Origin of the sequence: Vibrio lentus, assembly GCF_002875945.1 — a bacterium.
Classification (GTDB): domain Bacteria; phylum Pseudomonadota; class Gammaproteobacteria; order Enterobacterales; family Vibrionaceae; genus Vibrio; species Vibrio apostichopi.
The window spans coordinates 52,068-73,188 of the sequence record NZ_MCZK01000097.1 but is presented as its reverse complement, the minus strand read 5'-3'; the positions used below and the strand labels follow the sequence as shown (position 1 = coordinate 73,188).

Genomic DNA, 21,121 nt, shown 5'->3' with positions numbered 1-21,121 from the left:
CCTGTTATCCGACAATCATGTCAAAAAACCAACTATTAGCTGAAAGCATCAAATAAAACCCAAACCAAACCTTATATTTAGATTTAAAAACCAATTAACACCTAAAAAAAAGAGCTTAATATTCAAATGAATTGCAAATAATCGATTAATTACGCCCTTATTGGTGTGCGCTTTCGCACATTGTGCTGTGTCAGTAGGCATAAAAAATCCCCCTAAAAATGCAATCACATTCGTAGGGGGATTTTTAAACAACTGAAAATTTATCTCAGTAGAAAACTACTTATCTTTCGGCTTTTCAATGTACATTTCTTCGATTTCGTCTTGATACTTATCGTTGATAACCTTACGACGCAATTTCTGAGTTGGTGTCAGCTCGCCATCATCCATAGAGAACGCTTTTGGTAACAGCTTGAATTTCTTCACTTGCTCAAACTTCGCTAGCTCTTGTTGTAGGTCATTCACGCGCTTCTCTAACATCTCAACAATTTGGTGGTGCTTAATAAGCTCAACACGGTCGTGATACTTGATGTTAAGTTCTTTGGCGTACTCTTCTAGCGAGTCATAACAAGGAACAATCAGTGCAGAAACGAATTTGCGCGTATCAGCGATAACGGCAATCTGTTCGATAAAGTGATCTTTACCAATCGCGCCTTCCACCACTTGCGGTGCAATGTACTTGCCGCCAGAGGTTTTCATCAGCTCCTTGATACGGTCAGTAATGAACAGGTTTCCATTTTCATCAAAATGACCTGCATCACCGGTTTTCAGAAAGCCGTGCTCATCAAAAGTCTTAGCAGTCTCTTCTGGCATCTTGTAGTAGCCGCGCATTACCATTGGGCCACGAACAAGGATCTCGTTCTTCGCACCAATTTTCACTTCTGCGCCTGGCATCGACATACCAATCGAATCAGGGTTAAAACAACGATCATCCCAGCATGATACCGTCGCCGTTGTTTCCGTCATGCCATAACCAAGTTTTACGTTGATACCGATAGCATGGAAGAAGCGACCAATAGTTTCATCTAGCTTCGCGCCACCACATGGCATGAAGTTGATGTTACCACCTAGCAATGCTCGCAGTTTAGAGAGCACAAGCTTATCGGCTAGTGCATGGCTCTTCTTCAGCATTAACGATGGTGTACGACCTTCTTGGTGACAAACAGAGAGCTTAGCTCCCATATTCACAGCCCAAGTAAAGAGCACTTTACGGATAAACGGGGCTTTAGATACCTTCTCGTGAATCGCTGAGAAGATCTTCTCGTAGAAGCGAGGAACCGCAGACATAACCGTAGGCTTAACATCGCTCAACGCGTCACGAACTTGCATGGTGTCTTGTAGATAGCAGTTGGTTGCGCCTTTATAAAGGACATAGAAAGTCCAAGCGCGCTCAAATACATGTGATAGCGGTAAGAAACACAGTGAGACATCGTCTTTAGTCAGGCTAAGACGCTCATCGTGGCCTTCTAGTTGATAGCCAATATTGGTGTAATCAAGCATTACGCCTTTAGGCTGGCCTGTAGTACCAGAGGTATAGATGAGGGTGAGTAGATCATCCATGCTTGCAGCTGCAAGACGATCGTCAAGTTCAACTTGTTGAGCTTCAACACCACGCGCCATAAAATCTTGCCAAGACACAGCAAAACTGTGTTCTTGAGTATCGATGTCAGCAGACATAGCAACGATGATTTCAAGCTGTTCACACTCTTCAAAGATGTTAACAGCAGCATCAAATTGAGCTTGCTCACCAACAAATAAGATCTTCACATCCGCATTCTGGATAATGTAAGAAGACTGTGCAGCGGTGTTCGTTGGGTAAATCGGTACTGTCACAAGACGAGCTTGTAGGGATGCAAAATCTGCCACAGTCCACTGAGGCATATTATTGGAATAGATACCGATCTTATCTTGAACTCTCAATCCTTGAGCCAACAATGCTAATGAAAGCGTATCGATTTGCTGTCCAAATTTTTCCCAGCTAATACCTTGCCATACATTGTCTACTTTGTGCTTCAAAGCTGTACGGTTGCCACCTTGGGCAATCTGGTCACGAAGTCTTTTTACGATATGAAAATCTAAATTGGCCATCTCTTTACCTTTGGCTTACACCTGTAAGCTTTTTTGAGCGCACAAGTGTACCTCTGATCATGGAAAAGGCAACTGATGAAGCTCAAAGTTATAAGTAATAGTACGTCTCACGCTAAGTTTTCTATCAACAAAAATAGCAGGTACAAAAAAGCCCTAAGCCAGAGTCCCAGCTTAGGGCTTACAAATCATAGGGATTAGTGCTTAGTTAAGCGCCACGACTTCGCCACAGATCATCATTAACTGATCTCGTAACCAAATGTGTCCTTTATCCTTTTCACTTGATTCGTGCCAGCTTAGGAAGCCAGAAATTGCCGCATTATCGAATGGGAAATCTAGAATCTGAAGCTGATCTTTGTTCGCTGCATGCTCAACCATCCAACGAGGTGCAATCGTCACAAGCTCAGATTGACCAACAACGTAAAGTACGTTGCTTAAGCTCGTACCTTCGTAGAAAGGCGTGCAATCTAGGTCACGGTACGCTTGCTCAGAGAAGCTACGTTGACCATGGATGCGAGACAGTTTTGCGTGCTTTTCGTTAAGCAGCTCAGCAGCTGAAACTTCGCCATTGATGCGAGGGTGAGAAGCAGAAGCAACCACAACCAACTCATCTTGGAAGATTTCAGTGCTTGAGAAGCCTTGCTCATCAAAGCGAGCGTAATCAATCACGAAGTCGATTTCTTGGTAGCGCATACGCTCAGAAAGTTGACGATCGAATTCAGCGTCCATGTGCAGTTTTACACTCGGCGCTTGGTCGTTGATTGTCGACATGATCTTAGGAGCAAAACGCATATCACATGGGCTGCAAATCGCAAGTTTAAACAGGCGAGAAGAAGACTCAGGAGAGAACACAGAACTTGGTAGTTCGTTGCGTACTAATTGTAGAGCTTGGCGGATTGGACCAAACAGTTGACGAGCACGTTGAGTCGGCTGAATACCACGACCTTGACGCATGAATAGTTCGTCGTTAAACATCACTTTTAAGCGAGCAACTGCGTTACTTACCGCTGGCTGAGACATACCCAGATTGTGAGCTGCACGCGTAATGTTTTGCTCTTGCATTACTGCATCAAATACAGTCAAAAGGTTTAAGTCTACTCCACGAAGTGTGCTTTCCATTCTGTAGCTTGCAATTGCACTCATTGCGTCTTTTTCTCTAACATTCAAGTTGCCTCTTGTCGGTTCGACAGCGTTAAATTGGTAATGGTATGGGAATAGATAACCACTAATTCTTATATTTATCAGACCGATGTTTTTCGGATTACCACTACTATTAACCAATACTTCGCACGCTACCAACAAGATTGATAAAGAATAATTTTATTTTACCTTAATGATTAAATAACATCTAAAAATCAGTTATTTATGGAGTTATAAAAAAACATAAAATGCTGCACTTATGAGTTTCATTTCGACTTATTTAGCTGTTCTATCGTTTGGTTACATTTGTTACAATTTATTGAACCCGTGAATTGTTTGGCTAGTTGATTCAGAAATAACACTTATGAGTTAGGTGAGCGATGCATAACTTGGGAAATCGACCTTGTCCCAAAGCTGCTTTCTTAGGTCTTCCTGATTCGACCAATTCCCTGCTAATACCCACTCTGCAATCGCACTGGCGACGTCGGGATAAGTGACCACCTCAGCCTGTTTTTCATTGAGCCACTCACGCAACGTCGCCGCATCCAAAAAGCTCATAGTTTGCGCCAGCCCTAATGCCTCAAGTGTGGCGACATTACTTTGTTGTTCAAACTGTCCTTCAAGCGGTTTAAGGAGTAACTTTTTACCCAAAGTTAAGGCTTCAGATGGCAATTCAAAACCACCATTAGCCACCACTCCTGAGCACTGGTTGAGGTCGAATTGGAAGCCGGCATGACTGAGTGGTTTGAACTCAATATTTTCCACTCGGCTTTGCTCAATCACATTCGGGTGATAGCAGACAAAGTTGTGAGAAATAAACTTCATCAGAAGCTCTGAAATCGCCTCTAGATCTTCAAACGGTAAGTAGACCAAAGTGAAGTCTTGCGGTGCTTTGGTTTTCTGATCACCCGTGAGCGTGTGAACGATTGGTGGCAATATTGGCTGTTCAAAGTGGTACCAATGCAAACCAATAGCATGCTCTGTTGGTGCAAAATGCTGAATAACCGAATGTTCAATCCAGTTGCCCCCTTCTTTAGGCACATCATAACGGAACGCATTTTGGTGGCTTATCCCAATACACGGGACACCTTGTCTTTTCGCCGCCCAAGCGGTCACTGGCTCAAAGTCGTTAAGCACTAAATCATAAGGTGTCAGATCGATCTGCTTCATTTCCTTAAGGAATCGCCACATACTATTTTTAATGAAGGTCTTGGAGTATTTAACCTTCCCTTGCTCACTGTAAAAGGTCAGTCCATGGCGGGTTTGATAATTGCCAAATTCTTCCATAGAAAAGTATTTACTCTCATCCCGCCCAGAAAACAGGAAGTCGACATCAATATTATGCTGGCGAAACGCGACAGCCATTGCTCTTGCACGAGCGATGTGACCATTCCCAGTGCCTTGTACGCCATATAAAATTTTCATTCAGGGTCCTTGAAGATTAACAATTCGAGATCGGTTGTCTTTGCCTGTGTCTTTTTAATATGAACAACAGAACAAACAGCCATACGACTAAGCGCTATAAAATGAAGTGAATGGCTAGGCTTGTACACGCCATACCTAACGCAGCACCAATTAAGACATCCGTTAAAAAGTGCACACCGAGTAGGATTCGAGAGCCAGCAATCGCTGTCGCCCAAATCAAACTAAAGAGATAGAGACTTGGATAGAAATGTCCGATTAGAGTCGCCATAACAAATGCAGCAGCGGAATGCCCAGAAGGCAGGCTGTATTTATCTGATGGCACAATGTGAGAGTGAAGCAGTGAAGAGAATTCAGCAGGTCTACGACGCTTGAGGGTGTTCTTAGCTAACCAATAAATCGGCAGCTCTATCGCAAAAGCGGCGAGACCAACCATTAAAAATTCACGACCGGTATAGCCATCAGCTAACAGCGCAATCAGAGCGATCAACACATATAGGTGACCATCCCCAGTATGAGACACCGCTTTACTCAGGGTTGCATGTTGCCCGCTATAACGGTTCTTCAAACAGAAAACAGAAAATGCCACATCCCAGCGGACAATAGGTTCGATAGTACGCATACGATCTCCTTAACAATCCTTATTCAGTTAAGGCTCAAGGTATGCCCCTGAAATGACAATTAAGTGACGTTTTAAATGAACTAAAATGAATTTTGAAGTGAATGACTAACCGAAACCGTGAGCCGTGAGCATGCAGATACAAATAAAGCGACTCAAGGTCGCTTTATTGTTCTTAGGATAGGTAATAACCGATATCTATCTCGTTTCTAGTCCGTTAGCGGCTCATGTTTTTTCACCAAGCCAAAGTCAGCCAAGATGGCGTAAGCGGCAGGGATCATGAACAGTACTAATAAGGTCGAAGCAAAAATACCAAATACGATCGAGATAACCAGCGGCTGAATAACCTGTGCCTGTAAACTGGTTTCCGTTAATAGTGGAAGCAAGCCTGCGGCGGTAGTCATTGATGTCAAAAATACCGCACGAAAACGCTCGCGACTGGCTTTCACAACAGAGTCATGCACGCTATCGCCCTCATCCACGTGATGGCGAATATATTGCACCAACAAGATGGAATCATTGACCACGATTCCGGCAAGCGACACAAAGCCCATCATGCTCGGCATACTTAACGCGTGTCCTAACAGCCAGTGACCAACCACCACACCAATGAAGGCCAGTGGAATCGCTAACATGACGACCACAGGTTCCAAGTAGCTTCGGAACTGATAACTCAGAATCGCAAACACACCGAATAGACCCAGCAAGAACCCTTTACCCATCGAAGCTCCTGTCTTAGCAGCGTCTTTGGCTTCACCTTCAAAATCAAAGCGTAAGCCTGGGTACTTTTGAATAAGCTTGGCGGCTTCATCCTTTTGGAACTGAGCCAAAATCGCTGAAGAGCTCGCCTTCTTATTATCAATATCACCAAAGATACTGATGGTTCTCAGCCCATCGATACGCTGGATTCGCACGTAGTTGCGTTGAAAATCTAACGTTGCCAATGTCGCTAGCGGAATCTGACTGCCATCTGCGGTAATGATTGGGAAGTTAGCCAGTTGCTGTAAATCGCCAGCCTGTTCTTTATCAAGACGCACCTCAATTGAAATGTTCTCAACCCCAATCTGAATCTCATCCGCAGTCTGACCAAAGAAGGCCGCACGTAATTGGGAAGCGATCATCTGCCCATTCACATTGTAGGTTTCAGCACCTGGGCGCAGTTTAACTAAGATCTCTTCCTTACCCATGCGCATGTCATCAAGAACACCGTGCACACCATCAAACTGATTGAGGTACTCCTGAATATCTAAAGAAGCCGATTTCAACGCGGCAAGATCATCATGTTTGGCGCGGATCTCGATGGCACGACCACCCGGCCCCATGGTGGGTTGTTTAAAGACTAACGAGATAGGATCAGCCAAGTCACCGATGTCTTCTCGCCACGCATCAATGAAATCATCGATAACGGTGTTGCGGCTCTCTGCACCGCGCAAGTCTAAGCGCACGGTTGCTAAATGTGGGCCTGATTCATTGGCATCCGCATTAGCATTGAATTGGCTGGTGATATGCTCAACCAATTTATTACCGCCCTCAACTTCTTCACTCCACTGCGCATTCAAACGTTCAGCAGAAGCGACAATTTTGTCGACGACTCTCTCGGTTTGAGACAATGATGCGCCAGGTGGAAGAATAATACGTGCTTCGGCAATATCGCCATCCAACTCAGGGAAGGGCTGGAATTTGACAACACCACCCGCAATCAAGGAAATAGATAGCAACAGCAGAGTTATCACACCGCCCATAAAGGCATAGCGGAATGTCACGACCTTCTCGACCATGTTCATCAAGGTTGTATTGCGGAAGTTCTCAAATTTCTCTAACAACACGACTTTGAAGCGCAGCGCTGGCTTGTCATTTTTTTCTTTGTGTAATGAATGAGATAAGTGATTTGGTAGAATAAGAAACGCTTCGATTAAACTTAGCGACAACACCAAGATAAGTACCTGTGGCACTGCTTTAAGCACCGCGCCCATTTCCCCATCAAGGAAGAGTAAGCTACCGAAAATACACACTGTGGTTAAGAAAGAAGATAAGACCCCGGGGAGCACTTTCTTAACACCGTTGTACACCGCATCATCAACGTTTTGCCCCCTATCTAAATGGGAGGCTATCGATTCGGCAATCACGATGGCATCATCCATCATAATACCAATCGCCATTAATAGGCCGACCAATGACATGATGTTGATCGAGAGGCCAAGGTTGGCCATTAAGAACAAGCCACCAAGGAAGGCGACGGGTAAACCGGCCGCAACCCAGAATGAATATCGCAAACTGAAGAACAACCACATGGTGGCAAACACCAGCACAATACCTTGCCAACCGTTACGTACCATCATGGTTAGACGATCCCAAAGTACCGATGAGAGATCATTGGTCATTTGCAATGTCACACCATCAGGGGCAATCGCGCTTTGATCTTCAACGAATCGGGTGACGTTTTCTTTGATTCGTAGCGCATCATCTTCTTTATTCTTGCTGATCTTCAATAGCGCAGACGGCTTACCATCAAACAGAACCTTCTGTTCATCCAGTTCAAAGCGGTCGGTGATCTTGGCAATATCCCTCAAACGGATCACTGATCCATTCGGCGCAGAACCAACCACGATACTCTCTAATTCAACTGGCGTGATGCGTCTTTCATCAAAACGAATCAAGAAATTTTTGTCTGGTGTTTCAACGTTACCACTCGGTAGCTTTACATTCTGACGACCAATTTGGTCTGCGATATCGCCGACACTCAAACCTAGCTGACGAATGGCTTGGGTATCCAGTTCGACACGATATTGGTGATCCGAGAAACCACTGACTTCGACCAAAGAGACATCATAGTCGAGCTTCATGGTACGTTTGAGATCTTCGGCGTAAGCCTTGAGTTCAGGCCATGAGGTTTCGGCTGTAATCGCGATATCAACTACCGGCTCATTCCAATCCAACTCTTGAACAACTGGAGATTCAATCTCGCTCGGGAAGTCATTGATCGAGTTGATCTGAGTTTGCACATCCACCAGCATTCGACCGATGTCTGCTTTCTCATTAAGCTTCAAAATCAGACGAGCACTGCCTTCTATCGCCTCACATTGAGTTTCTTCAATGTTGGCTAGGCCATCGACGGCATCTTCCATTCGCACACACAAGCTCTCTTCCACTTCTTGTGGTGATGCACCGGGATAAACGATCGCCGCCATAATGTAAGGTGGATCATAGGCAGGAAAGGTTTCGCGCTTGATGGTTGATAATGAGGCTAAACCCATGATCAACAAACCAAGCATCAATAAGTTTGCAGCCGTCGGGTGTCGGGAGAAGAACCGAATCATGACGCATTCTCCTGCACATCCGCTGCTAATTCAGTAGGCTTTGACTCTTTGAGCAGCATGCCTTCAATCGCAGGTAAAACGTCATTGAGAATTAACTTATCGCCAGCGTGCAGTTCACCGTCCACCACCACTTGGTTATCTCGGCGATAAAGCACTTCAACATTCACCACTTGTAAGCGCTGGCTGTCATCCATCAGGTAAACCTTATCACCGTGCAGAGCTCGCTCAGGGACAACCCAACGAAGGTTGGCCAAGCCTTCAATCTCTGCTTTGACGAACATGCCGTTAACCAAAGGCGTTGCACTGCTTGGCTGTAGAGCTGAATAGTCTTGACCAATTTCAAGAATGATCCCAGCTGTCGCTTGGTTCTCATCAACGGTTTCACTGATTCTTGCCACCTTGGCAGGCCAACTGAGGTTAAGGCTGCCACTGTTTAGCTGAATACTTGCTTTGATCGGCGCTTCATAAGGGTTTGGTATGCCTGCGGCATCACGAGGGAATTGAGTAAAACTTGAGGCTAAAGTTTGCATATCGTGAATAGAGAGTTGCGCCTCAACTTCCATAACCTTAATCCCGTGAGCAACAAACATCTCTTGCTGAAGATTAACCACTTGGTTTTGTTCGATATCGACCTGCGCAATTCTCATCGCTCTAGGCAGGGTGATGGTTGTTTTATCCAAAGAGCGTTGCGCCTCTTTTACCTTAGAGACATTCACCTTAATCACGGCTTCCGCGACACGCTTTTCATCTGGCATCAACGCAATTTGGTTATCGATATCCAATACAAGCTTCTGTTGAGACAACGCACTTTGCTGCTGGAGATCGACATCAGATTGAGAGGTGAGCCCTTTCTTGCGCAGATCTTGTTTACGTTGCAGCTCTTTATTGCTGATCACTAAGCGGTTCTTTTCGATCTTTAGAGTCTGCTTAAGGTTATCTTCTTCTTGGTTCAACTTAGCTAATGAGGTCTGGCTTGATTTAAGATCCGCTTCGGCTTGTACCAACTTCAACTCATAATCTAAGGGATCGATCTTAAGTACCTCAGTACCCGCAGGAATAATCTGCCCTTTCTCTAGGTCTGGATGTCGATAAACAATCTGCCCAGTCACCTCAGCAATGGCTTTCCATTCAACCTTAGGCACCACCTTGCCAAAGCCCACCGCCAACGGCGCGATCATTTGTTGTTCTAAACTGACGGTTTCGACTAAACGAGCTCGATCGCCCGCGGGTTTAGTCGGCAGATCTGGTTTTAGATTAATCGCAGCCACAAGACTGATAACACCAACCGCTAGAGCCGGAAAGAATAGGAGCTTTTTACTTATTTTCATTATTTTGGTTCCTGCTCAGGTGAAGGGCTAGATACATTGATAAAGCCTTCGGTCATCAATTGAATGTTGTGTTCGATTAGGCGGTTAAGAAAGGCTTCATTAAGCTCAATACCGTGGATCGCTAACAAAGGTGGCGGTGCGATAAAAGGGAATACCATCAAGCTTATATACGAAACGCGACACAGTTTTGGATCCATGTTTTGTTTCAAGATGCCCTGCGCAACTAACTTTTCAAAGATGACATCTTGCGCTGGCTTAGCCACATCAAGAAAGACCTTCTCTAGCAACTCTCTTTGAACTTCTGAGGGTGGCATATTCATCACTTGAGCAATCAAGCGAGGAAACTTCGGCACCTTAACCATCTCTTTGTAGTAAGTCCGCATTAGGTCGAGAAAGTTCTCATGACTGCTCTCTTCAACCAACTTCTGCATTTGCAATTGCATAGGACGCAGCGTTTCACGCAGCATAGCTTCAAACAAGCCCGCTTTATTACCAAAGTAATAACGGATCATCGCGATGTTCACGCCTGCACGCTCGGCAATTAAGCGCGTCGACACCTTATCGTATGGTTGGACAACAAACAGATCACGAGCATGTTCTATGAGTAGTTGTCGCACATCCAAATTCTGTTGAGGCCGCCCTGCTTTGCGTGCTGTCATCACTTTGACCTACTCTATAATTAATCATCTGATTAATTATAGAGATAAATAGATGCAACTGTAGAAGATTAATTACTCACTATTTAATCAAATGATTAATTAAATCGAACCATACTTTTAATTCTGTTGGTGAATCGTTCCATTAAAAAGATTTACTACAAAGTTTTAACCTACACATCAGCCAAACGATAAACTAACCCGCCAATACAAAACCACCAATCAGTCGATTTCGCCAACACCAAGATAAAAAACAGCACAAACCAAACCAAAACACTGCCAATGTACGCTGATATTGGATTTTCTTGTTTGACGCTCAGAATAAATTACGGTAAATATGGTGTTAACAGTTTATTTACGGATATTTGTGTAATGATTTTTTCTTCTTCTCGACTGCTGAAACTTCTCCTTATCGTGAACCAATCGCGCGGGTAAGTTGTGGGTCAAGAACTACACAAATATTAAAACCCGCGCTGAGCGGGTTTTTTTGTAACTGGCACTTTTAAAAGAACATCATTCTTAATAATAATTTGGATAGCAATCGATTCATTATCGATATAAGGAAGCACCCATGAACGATCAAGTAATAATTTTTGATACTACCTTACGTGACGGCGAGCAAGCATTGGCTGCAAGCCTTACGGTAAAAGAGAAGTTACAGATCGCTTATGCTCTTGAGAGACTGGGTGTAGATGTTATCGAAGCTGGCTTCCCTATCTCTTCTCCAGGTGATTTTGAGTCAGTACAAACCATCGCTAAACACATCAAAGACAGCCGAATTTGTGCACTTTCTCGTGCCGTAGCGAAAGATATCGATGCCGCAGCAGAAGCGCTTAAAGTTGCTGACCAGTTCCGTATCCATACCTTCATTTCTACATCAACGGTTCACGTGCAAGACAAATTGCGCCGTAGCTACGACGATGTAGTAGAGATGGCAGTAAAAGCCGTCAAACACGCTCGTAACTACACCGATGATGTTGAGTTCTCTTGTGAAGATGCCGGTCGTACCCCTATCGACAACCTATGCCGTATGGTTGAAGCCGCGATTAACGCAGGCGCGAAAACCATCAACATTCCAGACACGGTAGGCTATACAGTACCGAATGAGTTTGGCGGCATCATCAAAACGCTATTCGATCGCGTACCAAATATCGACCAAGCTATCATCTCAGTTCACTGTCACGATGACTTAGGTATGTCGGTTGCAAACTCAATCGCTGCTGTGCAAGCGGGCGCTCGCCAAATTGAAGGCACAATCAATGGTATTGGCGAACGTGCGGGTAACTGTTCTTTAGAAGAAATTGCAATGATCATCAAAACTCGCCAAGAGCTTTTGGGTGTTCATACTGGCTTGGATCATAAAGAGATTCACCGTACCAGTAAGTTGGTTAGCCAGCTTTGCCACATGCCAATTCAAGACAACAAAGCTATTGTCGGCGCTAACGCATTCAGCCACTCTTCTGGCATTCACCAAGATGGTATGCTCAAGAACAAGAACACTTACGAGATCATGACGCCTGAGTCTATTGGCTTGAAAAACAAAGCCTTGAACCTAACAAGCCGTAGTGGCCGAGCAGCGGTTAAGAGCCACATGGACGCGATGGGTTATAAAGATAATGAGTACAACCTAGATTCATTGTACGAAGACTTCTTGAAGCTTGCTGACCGTAAAGGACAAGTGTTCGATTACGACCTAGAAGCATTGATGCACTTCGCGAATCTACGTGATGAAGATGACTTCTATAAACTTAACTACCTAAGCGTACAATCTGGTAGTGTTATGTCTACCACCAGCATCAAACTGCAATGTGGTGATGAAGAGAAATGCGAAGCTGCTGTCGGCAATGGCCCGGTTGATGCTTTATACCAATGTATCTACCGCTTAACAGGCTACGAAATCGCGTTGGATAAATTCGACCTTACTGCAAAAGGTGAAGGCGAAGATGGCTTAGGTCAAGCGGACATCATTGCTAACTATAAAGGCCGTAAGTACCACGGTACGGGCGTTTCAACCGATATCGTTGAAGCTTCTGGTCAAGCGTTGCTACACGTTATCAATAGCATTCAACGCGCAGACACCATTGCTGAAATGAAGCAGCAAAAATTCGCGACAGTTTAATACTCCAATAACAGAGCCCTAGAGCCGATGTTGTTGGCTTTAGGGACAAAATTTAAAACGAGCCAAACAGCTCAGTAACAAGAATTAAAGGATTAACATGACAGATAAATCATACAAAATTGCCGTACTACCTGGTGATGGCATTGGCCCAGAAGTAATGCAACAAGCACACAAAGTGCTAGACGCGATTGAAAAGAAACACGCAATTAGCTTTTCTCGCGAAGAGTATGATGTTGGTGGTATCGCGATTGATAACCACGGCTGTCCACTTCCAGAAGCAACCGTTGCAGGCTGTGAAGAATCTGACGCGGTACTTTTTGGTTCTGTCGGCGGTCCTAAATGGGAACACCTTCCACCAAACGACCAACCTGAGCGTGGTGCCCTACTTCCGCTACGTAAACATTTCCAACTGTTCTGTAATCTACGTCCTGCACAAATCCACAAGGGTTTAGAGTCTTTCTCTCCTTTACGTGCTGATATCTCAGGCAATGGTTTCGATATCGTTGTTGTTCGTGAACTAACGGGCGGTATCTATTTCGGTCAACCAAAAGGCCGTGAAGGCGAAGGCGCAACTGAAAAAGCGTTTGATACTGAAGTTTATCACCGTTACGAAATCGAACGTATTGCAAAGATTGCGTTTGAATCTGCTCGTCTACGTAACAAAAATGTTTACTCAATCGATAAAGCGAACGTTCTACAGAGTTCTATCTTATGGCGTGAAGTAGTTGAAGAAGTTGCGAAAGACTACCCAGACGTGAAACTGAGCCACATGTACATCGATAACGCGACCATGCAGCTAATCAAAGATCCATCTCAGTTTGACGTGATGCTTTGTTCGAACATCTTTGGTGACATCATCTCTGATGAGTGTGCAATGATCACTGGCTCTATGGGCATGCTTCCTTCTGCAAGCTTGAACGAAAGCAACTTCGGCCTATACGAACCAGCGGGCGGCAGTGCGCCAGACATCGCAGGTAAGAACATCGCGAACCCAGTAGCGCAAATTCTTTCTGCAGCACTAATGCTTCGTTACAGCCTAGGCGAAGAAGCCGCAGCGCAAGACATCGAAACGGCGGTATCTAAAGCACTTTCTGCAGGCGAGCTAACTGCTGACCTTGCAGGCAAAAACCAAGCGCTGACTACCTCAGAAATGGGTGACAAGATCGCTGAGTACATCTTAGCTTCATAAGCTAGAGACTTAAATTAGAAGCAAGTACATAAGAATAATATCAAGCCAAGTCAGCTTAAATAGCATGACTTGGCTAGAAACAAACACTGGGACTGATGCTCCCAAGGAAGAAAAGCTATGTCGACAAACCAGCAAGCAAAAACCTTATACGAAAAAGTTTATGACGCTCACGTTGCGGTTGCAGCGAAGGGCGAAACGCCAATTCTTTATATCGATCGCCACTTAGTCCATGAAGTAACGTCGCCACAAGCCTTTGATGGTCTGCGTGAAAAAGGCCGTAAAGTTCGCCAAGTAGGCAAAACTTTTGCGACGATGGATCACAACGTATCGACACAAACCAAAGACATCAACGCTTCTGGTGAGATGGCTCGTATCCAAATGGAAACGCTATCGAAAAACTGTGAAGAGTTTGGTGTCACGCTTTACGATCTAAACCACAAATACCAAGGTATTGTGCACGTAATGGGCCCTGAGCTAGGTATTACTCTGCCGGGCATGACCATCGTATGTGGTGACTCACACACGGCAACACACGGTGCATTTGGTTCATTAGCATTCGGTATCGGTACTTCAGAAGTAGAGCACGTTCTAGCAACTCAAACGCTAAAACAAGCTCGCGCTAAAACGATGAAGATCGAAGTAAAAGGCAAAGTCGCTGAAGGCATTACCGCAAAAGATATCGTACTAGCTATCATCGGCAAGACAACAGCCGCTGGCGGTACAGGCTATGTGGTTGAATTCTGTGGTGAGGCCATTACTGACCTTACAATGGAAGGTCGTATGACGGTATGTAACATGGCGATCGAGCTTGGCGCTAAAGCGGGTCTAATTGCTCCTGATACAACCACTTATGAATATATCAAAGGTCGCAAGTTCTCTCCTGAGGGCGAAGACTTAGAAGCCGCTATTGAATACTGGAACACATTGAAAACCGATGCTGATGCAGAGTTCGATGCGGTTGTAACGCTAGAAGCTGCAGACATCAAACCACAAGTCACTTGGGGAACCAACCCTGGCCAGGTTATTTCGGTAGACACACCAATCCCTGCACCAGAAAGCTTTGCAGACCCTGTTGAAAAGGCATCTGCAGAAAAAGCGCTGGCTTACATGGGTCTTGAAGCGGGTAAATCTCTATCGGATTACAACGTCGATAAAGTCTTCGTAGGTTCTTGTACTAACTCGCGTATCGAAGACATGCGTGCAGCTGCAGCAGTAGCAAAAGGCCGCCAAGTAGCGAAACATGTTCAAGCATTGATCGTTCCGGGTTCTGAGCAAGTAAAAGCACAAGCTGAAGCTGAAGGTCTAGATAAGATCTTTATCGAAGCAGGCTTTGAATGGCGCCTACCGGGTTGCTCTATGTGTCTTGCAATGAACAACGACCGTCTAGGTCCACAAGAGCGCTGTGCTTCTACATCAAACCGTAACTTTGAAGGTCGCCAAGGCCGTGATGGTCGTACGCACCTAGTTAGCCCAGCAATGGCAGCTGCAGCTGCAATCGCTGGTCACTTTGTCGATATTCGTGAACTTTAATTAGAGGATTTAACATGTCAGGTTTTCAACAACACACCGGATTAGTCGTTCCTCTAGATACGGCCAACATCGATACTGATGCGATCATTCCAAAGCAGTTTCTACAGAAAGTGAACCGTATCGGTTTTGGTAAGCACTTGTTCCACGACTGGCGCTTCCTAGATGACGCAGGCCAACAGCCAAACCCTGAGTTTGTCATGAACGCACCACGCTATAAAGGCGCTTCAATTTTACTGGCTCGTGAAAACTTTGGTTGTGGTTCATCTCGTGAACACGCACCTTGGGCGCTTGCCGATTACGGTATTCAAGTGATGATCGCTCCAAGCTTTGCTGATATTTTCTACGGTAACTCGATCAACAACCAGATGGTTCCGGTTCGTCTTACAGAGCAGGAAGTTGATGAAATCTTCCAGTTCGTAGAAGCGAATGAAGGAGCTGAGATCCACGTTGATTTAGAAGCAATGAAAGTTAGTGCGAATGGAAAAGAATACTCGTTTGAAATTGATGAATTCCGTCGTCACTGTTTGTTGAATGGCCTAGATAACATCGGCCTAACGCTTCAACACGCAGATAAGATTTCAGAGTTTGAAGCTAAGATTCCTAGTTTCCTGAAATAAAGAAGTCTTGAAGTAGAATCACACAGTTTTGTGTTCATATAAAAGGTTGGCCTAGCGCCAACCTTTTTATTTGGCTGGCTTTTAGCTTAACTTAATGTGTTTATTAAGCTTAGCCCTTTTTAGATCAGTTCCGCTATTTAACTGAAGAGCTATGAAAGAAAATCGTAAAGCATAAGGTCTTAGTAGTCAGTCATCAGGAGAATGCCATGAAACAACTACTCTTTATTATTAGTCTACTTTTCTCAACCTTAGCTTGGTCTGCACCTAAATCCGAACTTTGGCCATACTGGAACCAAAGTAATGAATCGAACTCAACACAGGTGTCTCATCAAGATTGGCAGCAATTCCTCGATAGCTATTTAGTCACGCAAGGCCAACACGCCCTAGTGCGTTATCAAGCCGTGAGCACTGCAGACAAGGCAAAGCTCAAGCAGTACATCCAGAATCTAGAGCAGGTAAATCCACTCGACTATTCAAAAGCCGAACAGTATGCCTACTGGGTTAATCTATATAACGCCGTGACTGTCGATTTGATTCTTGATGCCTACCCAATAAAATCCATCACCAAGCTCGGTGGGCTATTTAGTTTCGGGCCATGGGGAGATGACGTTGCGACGGTCAATGGGAAGTCGCTGACACTCAATAATATTGAACATCGAATTTTAAGACCGATTTGGCAAGACCCGCGCACACATTATGCTGTGAACTGTGCGAGTTTAGGTTGTCCGAACTTACAATCTCAGGCCTTTACTGCTGACAATACAGAAATGCTTCTAGAACAAGCGGCGGCCGAGTTTATAAACAGTGATAAAGGTGTGCTAGTCAACAGCAACAAGCTTGAATTGTCATCAATTTACGAGTGGTTTGCTGTGGATTTTGGTACAGAGAAACAGCTCATTCAGCACTTAGGCCAATATCGAGCTAAGCCTGTACCGAGTACTAACAAAATCAGCTATGACTATGATTGGTCACTTAACAAAGCGAACTAGTTTTCACCTGATGATGCCCGATTAAAAATACGCAGATAAAAAAGAGGCGAGATACTATCTCGCCTCTTTTTCGTTTGACCAATTTAAAACAGGTACAACACAGATAAACTTAAAACATCAAAAGCTTGAACCCGGTTGCTGCAAGAACTCAATTTCTTCGGCAGTTGATTCTCGTCCCAACACCTCATTACGGTGAGGGTAACGACCAAAGCGTTCAATAATCACTTTATGTTTGAACTCAAAATCCAGATTGTTTTCTAGACCCGTCTGAGAAAAAAGCAGAACCGCTTGTTCATGAATCAACAGAGATTCGCTGTGCATATAAGGCATATACAAGAAGCTTTTTTGTTGTTGATTCAACTGATGGTCAAAACCACCAGCAACCGCTTCCTGAGCTAAAGCGAGTACCATCGGGTCAGCTGAAAATGCAGCAGGACTGTTTCTGCCAATATTCCGAGAAAACTGATCCAGAACGATAATCTCAGCCAAACGCCCTTCCGCTGTTTGACGCCATTCAAAAAGTTCACCTTGAACAGCGACTTTATGCAATTCAGAGAATCGAGTCTTAATTAAAACATCGACCTCTTCACCGCCAGTAAACCAATCCTTAGGCGTCAGTTCATCGAACCAAAACTCTAGAACATCCTGATACGTTACTGTCATATAATTCCCTTTAATAAAAAACCGAATCATTTAGTATCATGACTCAGTCTATGTTCGATTACTTGAAACCTTTGACCTTCTTAATTAGGTCATAAGCATTTTGAATTTCTTGTGATTTCTCTTTGGCGACATTCATCATCTCTGGCGGTAAACCCTTCGCCATCAATTTATCTGGGTGATGTTCATTCATCAGTTTACGGTAAGCTTTCTTCACTTCTTTGCCGTCAGCACTTTCACTCACATCCAGTACCTTAAAGGCATCCGCCAATTGGTTCTGTTGTGAAGCTTGCTGCCAACCTGATGACTGCCCGTGACCTTGATGACCACCAAAGTTTCCACCTTGCTGTTGGAATCGGAATGCCGCTTCTTGCATCTGCAAGCGACGCTCTAGTTGCTCTGAAGAGAATCCAAGCCCTTGCGCTATCTTATGAAGAACCTGACGTTCACTTGGGTGCAAGCTGCCATCGGCAAACGCCGCCGATACCTGTAGCTCTAAAAAGAACTGCAGAAGATCAAAGCGGCCACCCGATGAGATCTTCACACGCTCAAGTACATCGCTTAACGGGAAGTCACTTTCTTTGCCATCACGAAACGCATCTTGCGCAGCTTTACGTTGCTCGCCGTGCAGGTTCATACGCTCCATCATTGTAGAAGCGAGCTGAATCTCTTCTGGCGTTACCTGCCCCTTGGCCTTAGCAACATGTCCCATAACCGCAAAAGCCGCTTTAAAGAACTCGTTTTGCCTTTCAGCTTGGCTTGGTCCGCGACCAAAACCAGAACTATTGAACCCCGATTGGTTTAAACGTCGAGCCTTATCAAATTGATGCCCCAAAAACAGGCCAAAAACTAAACCAAGCGGACCTCCAAATAAAAAGCCAAAAAAAGCGCCCAAAATTTTGCCAAATATTTGCATTATGTGTTCTCTATCTATGAATTTTATCTGAGTAACGCTGTCTGATGATGCTGAATGCTAATATTTCCTTTATCATAAGGAAAATGCTTTATTAATTGGATTGATACTAGATCAACCCTTCATCTAGTGACACAGGATAGTTCAACTTCATGCAATCTTTTTCCCGCACCTTGTTAGCCGCGTCTATAAGTACGGCATTATACGTGTCGACAACTCAAGCTGAAACAATCACCGATAGTAGTGTGCAGGAAATGCCCTCTATAGATCAATGCTTGATCGAACCCGCTGCCGAAAACGAGACACAACTGCCCGCTCATGTGGAATCAGATCGCTTAGAGGCTATCAATGGTGACAAGGCAATATATTCAGGTGATGTAAGAGTTACGCAAGGAAATAAGACCATCCTTGCTGATAATGTAACGCTTCACCAACAAGAAAACATCGTTGTAGCTGAAGGCAACGTAAACTTTAGTGACGGTCAAATTAAGTCTATCTCAGACAAGGCGACTAATAATCTCACTACCGATGAAATGACGCTAGAAAATACCGACTACGAATTTCTTTGCGAACCAGGTCGAGGGAATGCGGTATATATTGCGAAAACAGGCAAGGCGGTTTATGAGATAGAAGATGGTTCGATTACCTCTTGTCCTATTGGTGATAACGCTTGGCGACTAAGAGCATCGAGCATCAGCGTCGACCAGGACGAAGAACAAGCCACTTTTTATAATCCACGTTTTGAAATTCAAAGTGTCCCAGTATTTTACTTACCCTACTTAACCGTACCAGTGGGTGACACACGTAAAACTGGTTTCTTGTATCCAACCGTTTCTTACGGTTCAAGCGATGGTTTTGAAGCCGAAATCCCCGTTTATTGGAACTTAGCTCCAAACTACGACTTGGAAACGACCTTCAAGTACATGCAAGAACGCGGCACCCAACTCAACAGTAAATTCCGTTATCTGAGTGATTTCGGCTCAGGTAGTATTGACTCTGAATACTTACCTGACGACCAAAAATACTCAGACAAAGGTGACCGCTGGGGATTTCAACTCCAACATTCAGGTATCTTTCAACAATCTTGGTTATTTGAAGTCGACTACTCAAAAGTCAGTGATATTGATTACTTTACCGACTTAAGTTCTGGTATTGGTAACCGTGAAGATGGACAACTTCTTCAGGAAGGACAAGCGACATACCGTTCACAAAACTGGGATGCCTCAGTATTGGTACGAGACTTTCAGGTTCTTACCACAAGCAACAACCTGCCTTACCGCTTAATGCCACAGCTAGAGTATAACTACTATGCTCCTGAGGTCATGGATTACCTAGATTTCGACCTCATCAGTCATATATCGATGTTCGATACCGATGCTTCTGGTAAACCATCTGCGACGCGTGTACACGTTGAACCTGGCATTACAATTCCGGTTGGAAACACCTGGGGTACTTGGACAACAGAAGCTCGATTACTGGGTACTTATTACCAACAGGACCTTGATGGCGTTGATACAGGCAGTGGCTCAGATTATGAAGGACTAGAAGAATCTACCAGTCGTGTTATTCCTGAATTTAGAAGCCACGCTGGCATCGTTTTGGAGAGAGATACCACTATTGTAGGTAACTATACACAAACGTTAGAGCCTCAAGTACAGTACCTTTACGTACCCGAAGAGGATCAAAGCGAAATTGGTCTTTACGATACAACACTACTACAGACTGATTACTATGGCTTATTCAGAAGCCGTAAATACAGTGGCGTAGATCGAATTGCTGCGGCAAATCAGGTCAGCTATGGTGCATCGTCTCGTTTCTTTGATGATGAATATAAAGAGCGACTTAATATATCCTTTGGTCAAATCTTCTATATTGATAAAGACACCAAACAGAATTTAAACAGCGATGACGCAGATAAAAATTCCAACTACTCTTCTTGGGCTGTTGAGGTCGATTTTAACTACGACGATTACCTGTTTTATCACGGCGGTGTACAATACGATATTGATACATCAGCGATGCAACTGGCAAACAGTACTCTCGAGTACCGCTTTGCTGGCGGTTACGTACAAACCAACTATCGATATGTAACCAAAGAGTATATTGAAGATACCGTAGATTTTAATGTGGGCTCAATTACCAAAGATGGTATATCTCAAGCAGGCTTACTCGGCGCTTACCAAATTTCACCAAAATGGAATGCAAGTGCTCAATACTTCTATGATTTAACAACAGAAGAAGAACTAGAGTGGTTAGCTCGACTCAATTATAAATCAGATTGTTGGTATATAGGTTTCACCTACAGCAACCAATTGCGCAGTTGGGAAGGTGATTACATCAACACATCGAACGCAACTCCGGTCTACGAAAATAACCTTAGTGTGAATTTCGGTATTATTGGCTTTGGTACTAACCTAGGTTCTGATTCAGGTGCTGTTGGGGATAGTAGTTCAGACAACTCATTGAGCTATGGCCGCCCATTCTTCTTAAACAACTAATTTTCTTTATTGATAAACAATCAGTAAATATAAAGGATTACA

The 21,121-nt window shown here is 44.3% G+C and carries 15 protein-coding genes; 6 read left to right on the top strand and 9 right to left on the bottom strand.

Annotated elements, in window-relative coordinates; genetic code table 11:
* Window positions 1-276: 276 nt before the first annotated feature.
* The 7 genes from BCT49_RS06710 to BCT49_RS06680 all read right to left on the bottom strand — a co-directional run bounded on the left by BCT49_RS06710 (window position 277) and on the right by BCT49_RS06680 (window position 10,567).
* Window positions 277-2,085 (bottom strand): AMP-dependent synthetase/ligase, encoded by a 1,809-nt coding sequence (locus tag BCT49_RS06710; RefSeq protein ID WP_102434634.1) that lies wholly within the window; start codon window positions 2,083-2,085, stop codon window positions 277-279.
* A gap of 201 nt (window positions 2,086-2,286) precedes the next feature.
* The gene (gene leuO, locus BCT49_RS06705) at window positions 2,287-3,225 is read right to left on the bottom strand and encodes a transcriptional regulator LeuO (RefSeq protein WP_102434633.1); all 939 of its coding nucleotides are present in this window, start codon (window positions 3,223-3,225) and stop codon (window positions 2,287-2,289) included.
* Between the two features lie 366 nt (window positions 3,226-3,591).
* On the bottom strand, window positions 3,592-4,647 hold the full coding sequence (locus BCT49_RS06700) for an MJ1255/VC2487 family glycosyltransferase (protein WP_102434632.1): 1,056 nt from the start codon (window positions 4,645-4,647) through the stop codon (window positions 3,592-3,594).
* Between the two features lie 94 nt (window positions 4,648-4,741).
* Complete coding sequence (locus BCT49_RS06695; RefSeq protein WP_102434631.1) at window positions 4,742-5,266, bottom strand: phosphatase PAP2 family protein; 525 nt, start codon at window positions 5,264-5,266, stop codon at window positions 4,742-4,744.
* 206 nt (window positions 5,267-5,472) lie between these two features.
* The gene (locus BCT49_RS06690) at window positions 5,473-8,580 is read right to left on the bottom strand and encodes an efflux RND transporter permease subunit (RefSeq protein ID WP_102434630.1); all 3,108 of its coding nucleotides are present in this window, start codon (window positions 8,578-8,580) and stop codon (window positions 5,473-5,475) included.
* The gene (locus BCT49_RS06685) at window positions 8,577-9,908 is read right to left on the bottom strand and encodes an efflux RND transporter periplasmic adaptor subunit (RefSeq protein ID WP_102434629.1); all 1,332 of its coding nucleotides are present in this window, start codon (window positions 9,906-9,908) and stop codon (window positions 8,577-8,579) included. Before BCT49_RS06685 ends, BCT49_RS06690 begins: the two co-directional genes overlap by 4 nt.
* Window positions 9,908-10,567 (bottom strand): TetR/AcrR family transcriptional regulator, encoded by a 660-nt coding sequence (locus BCT49_RS06680; RefSeq protein ID WP_102434628.1) that lies wholly within the window; start codon window positions 10,565-10,567, stop codon window positions 9,908-9,910. The genes BCT49_RS06685 and BCT49_RS06680 overlap by 1 nt, the downstream gene beginning before the upstream one ends.
* 568 nt (window positions 10,568-11,135) lie before the next feature.
* Here BCT49_RS06680 and leuA point away from each other — a divergent pair.
* The 5 genes from leuA to BCT49_RS06655 all read left to right on the top strand — a co-directional run bounded on the left by leuA (window position 11,136) and on the right by BCT49_RS06655 (window position 17,008).
* Window positions 11,136-12,683, top strand: coding sequence for a 2-isopropylmalate synthase (gene leuA, locus BCT49_RS06675; protein WP_009847816.1), 1,548 nt, complete (start codon window positions 11,136-11,138; stop codon window positions 12,681-12,683).
* A 97-nt stretch (window positions 12,684-12,780) separates the two neighbouring features.
* Complete coding sequence (gene leuB / locus BCT49_RS06670) at window positions 12,781-13,872, top strand: 3-isopropylmalate dehydrogenase (protein WP_017109323.1); 1,092 nt, start codon at window positions 12,781-12,783, stop codon at window positions 13,870-13,872.
* Window positions 13,873-13,989: 117 nt separating this feature from the next.
* Complete coding sequence (leuC, locus tag BCT49_RS06665) at window positions 13,990-15,402, top strand: 3-isopropylmalate dehydratase large subunit (protein WP_102434627.1); 1,413 nt, start codon at window positions 13,990-13,992, stop codon at window positions 15,400-15,402.
* A 14-nt stretch (window positions 15,403-15,416) separates the two neighbouring features.
* A complete protein-coding gene (gene leuD, locus BCT49_RS06660; protein WP_065113140.1) occupies window positions 15,417-16,019 on the top strand; it encodes a 3-isopropylmalate dehydratase small subunit in 603 nt (200 codons plus the stop codon).
* Window positions 16,020-16,225: 206 nt separating this feature from the next.
* Window positions 16,226-17,008: a DUF547 domain-containing protein gene (locus BCT49_RS06655; protein WP_102434626.1), complete on the top strand. Its 783-nt coding sequence runs from the start codon at window positions 16,226-16,228 to the stop codon at window positions 17,006-17,008.
* 117 nt (window positions 17,009-17,125) lie between these two features.
* Here BCT49_RS06655 and BCT49_RS06650 read toward each other — a convergent pair whose 3' ends face one another.
* The gene (locus BCT49_RS06650) at window positions 17,126-17,671 is read right to left on the bottom strand and encodes a DUF924 family protein (protein WP_102434625.1); all 546 of its coding nucleotides are present in this window, start codon (window positions 17,669-17,671) and stop codon (window positions 17,126-17,128) included.
* A gap of 58 nt (window positions 17,672-17,729) precedes the next feature.
* Complete coding sequence (gene djlA / locus BCT49_RS06645; RefSeq protein ID WP_102434624.1) at window positions 17,730-18,584, bottom strand: co-chaperone DjlA; 855 nt, start codon at window positions 18,582-18,584, stop codon at window positions 17,730-17,732.
* A gap of 149 nt (window positions 18,585-18,733) precedes the next feature.
* Between djlA and lptD the strand changes: the two genes are divergently transcribed.
* The gene (gene lptD, locus BCT49_RS06640) at window positions 18,734-21,079 is read left to right on the top strand and encodes an LPS assembly protein LptD (RefSeq protein ID WP_102434623.1); all 2,346 of its coding nucleotides are present in this window, start codon (window positions 18,734-18,736) and stop codon (window positions 21,077-21,079) included.
* Window positions 21,080-21,121: the final 42 nt, after the last annotated feature.

What these genes read in the sequence shown, in the direction of transcription:
- BCT49_RS06710 (WP_102434634.1), bottom strand. Translation starts at nt 2,085, where the DNA reads ATGGCCAATTTAGATTTTCATATCGTAAAAAGACTTCGTGACCAGATT.
- BCT49_RS06690 (WP_102434630.1), bottom strand. Translation starts at nt 8,580, where the DNA reads ATGATTCGGTTCTTCTCCCGACACCCGACGGCTGCAAACTTATTGATG.
- BCT49_RS06695 (WP_102434631.1), bottom strand. Translation starts at nt 5,266, where the DNA reads ATGCGTACTATCGAACCTATTGTCCGCTGGGATGTGGCATTTTCTGTT.
- BCT49_RS06700 (WP_102434632.1), bottom strand. Translation starts at nt 4,647, where the DNA reads ATGAAAATTTTATATGGCGTACAAGGCACTGGGAATGGTCACATCGCT.
- leuD (WP_065113140.1), top strand. Translation starts at nt 15,417, where the DNA reads ATGTCAGGTTTTCAACAACACACCGGATTAGTCGTTCCTCTAGATACG.
- lptD (WP_102434623.1), top strand. Translation starts at nt 18,734, where the DNA reads ATGCAATCTTTTTCCCGCACCTTGTTAGCCGCGTCTATAAGTACGGCA.
- leuC (WP_102434627.1), top strand. Translation starts at nt 13,990, where the DNA reads ATGTCGACAAACCAGCAAGCAAAAACCTTATACGAAAAAGTTTATGAC.
- leuO (WP_102434633.1), bottom strand. Translation starts at nt 3,225, where the DNA reads ATGAGTGCAATTGCAAGCTACAGAATGGAAAGCACACTTCGTGGAGTA.
- BCT49_RS06655 (WP_102434626.1), top strand. Translation starts at nt 16,226, where the DNA reads ATGAAACAACTACTCTTTATTATTAGTCTACTTTTCTCAACCTTAGCT.
- BCT49_RS06680 (WP_102434628.1), bottom strand. Translation starts at nt 10,567, where the DNA reads ATGACAGCACGCAAAGCAGGGCGGCCTCAACAGAATTTGGATGTGCGA.
- leuB (WP_017109323.1), top strand. Translation starts at nt 12,781, where the DNA reads ATGACAGATAAATCATACAAAATTGCCGTACTACCTGGTGATGGCATT.
- BCT49_RS06650 (WP_102434625.1), bottom strand. Translation starts at nt 17,671, where the DNA reads ATGACAGTAACGTATCAGGATGTTCTAGAGTTTTGGTTCGATGAACTG.
- djlA (WP_102434624.1), bottom strand. Translation starts at nt 18,584, where the DNA reads ATGCAAATATTTGGCAAAATTTTGGGCGCTTTTTTTGGCTTTTTATTT.
- BCT49_RS06685 (WP_102434629.1), bottom strand. Translation starts at nt 9,908, where the DNA reads ATGAAAATAAGTAAAAAGCTCCTATTCTTTCCGGCTCTAGCGGTTGGT.
- leuA (WP_009847816.1), top strand. Translation starts at nt 11,136, where the DNA reads ATGAACGATCAAGTAATAATTTTTGATACTACCTTACGTGACGGCGAG.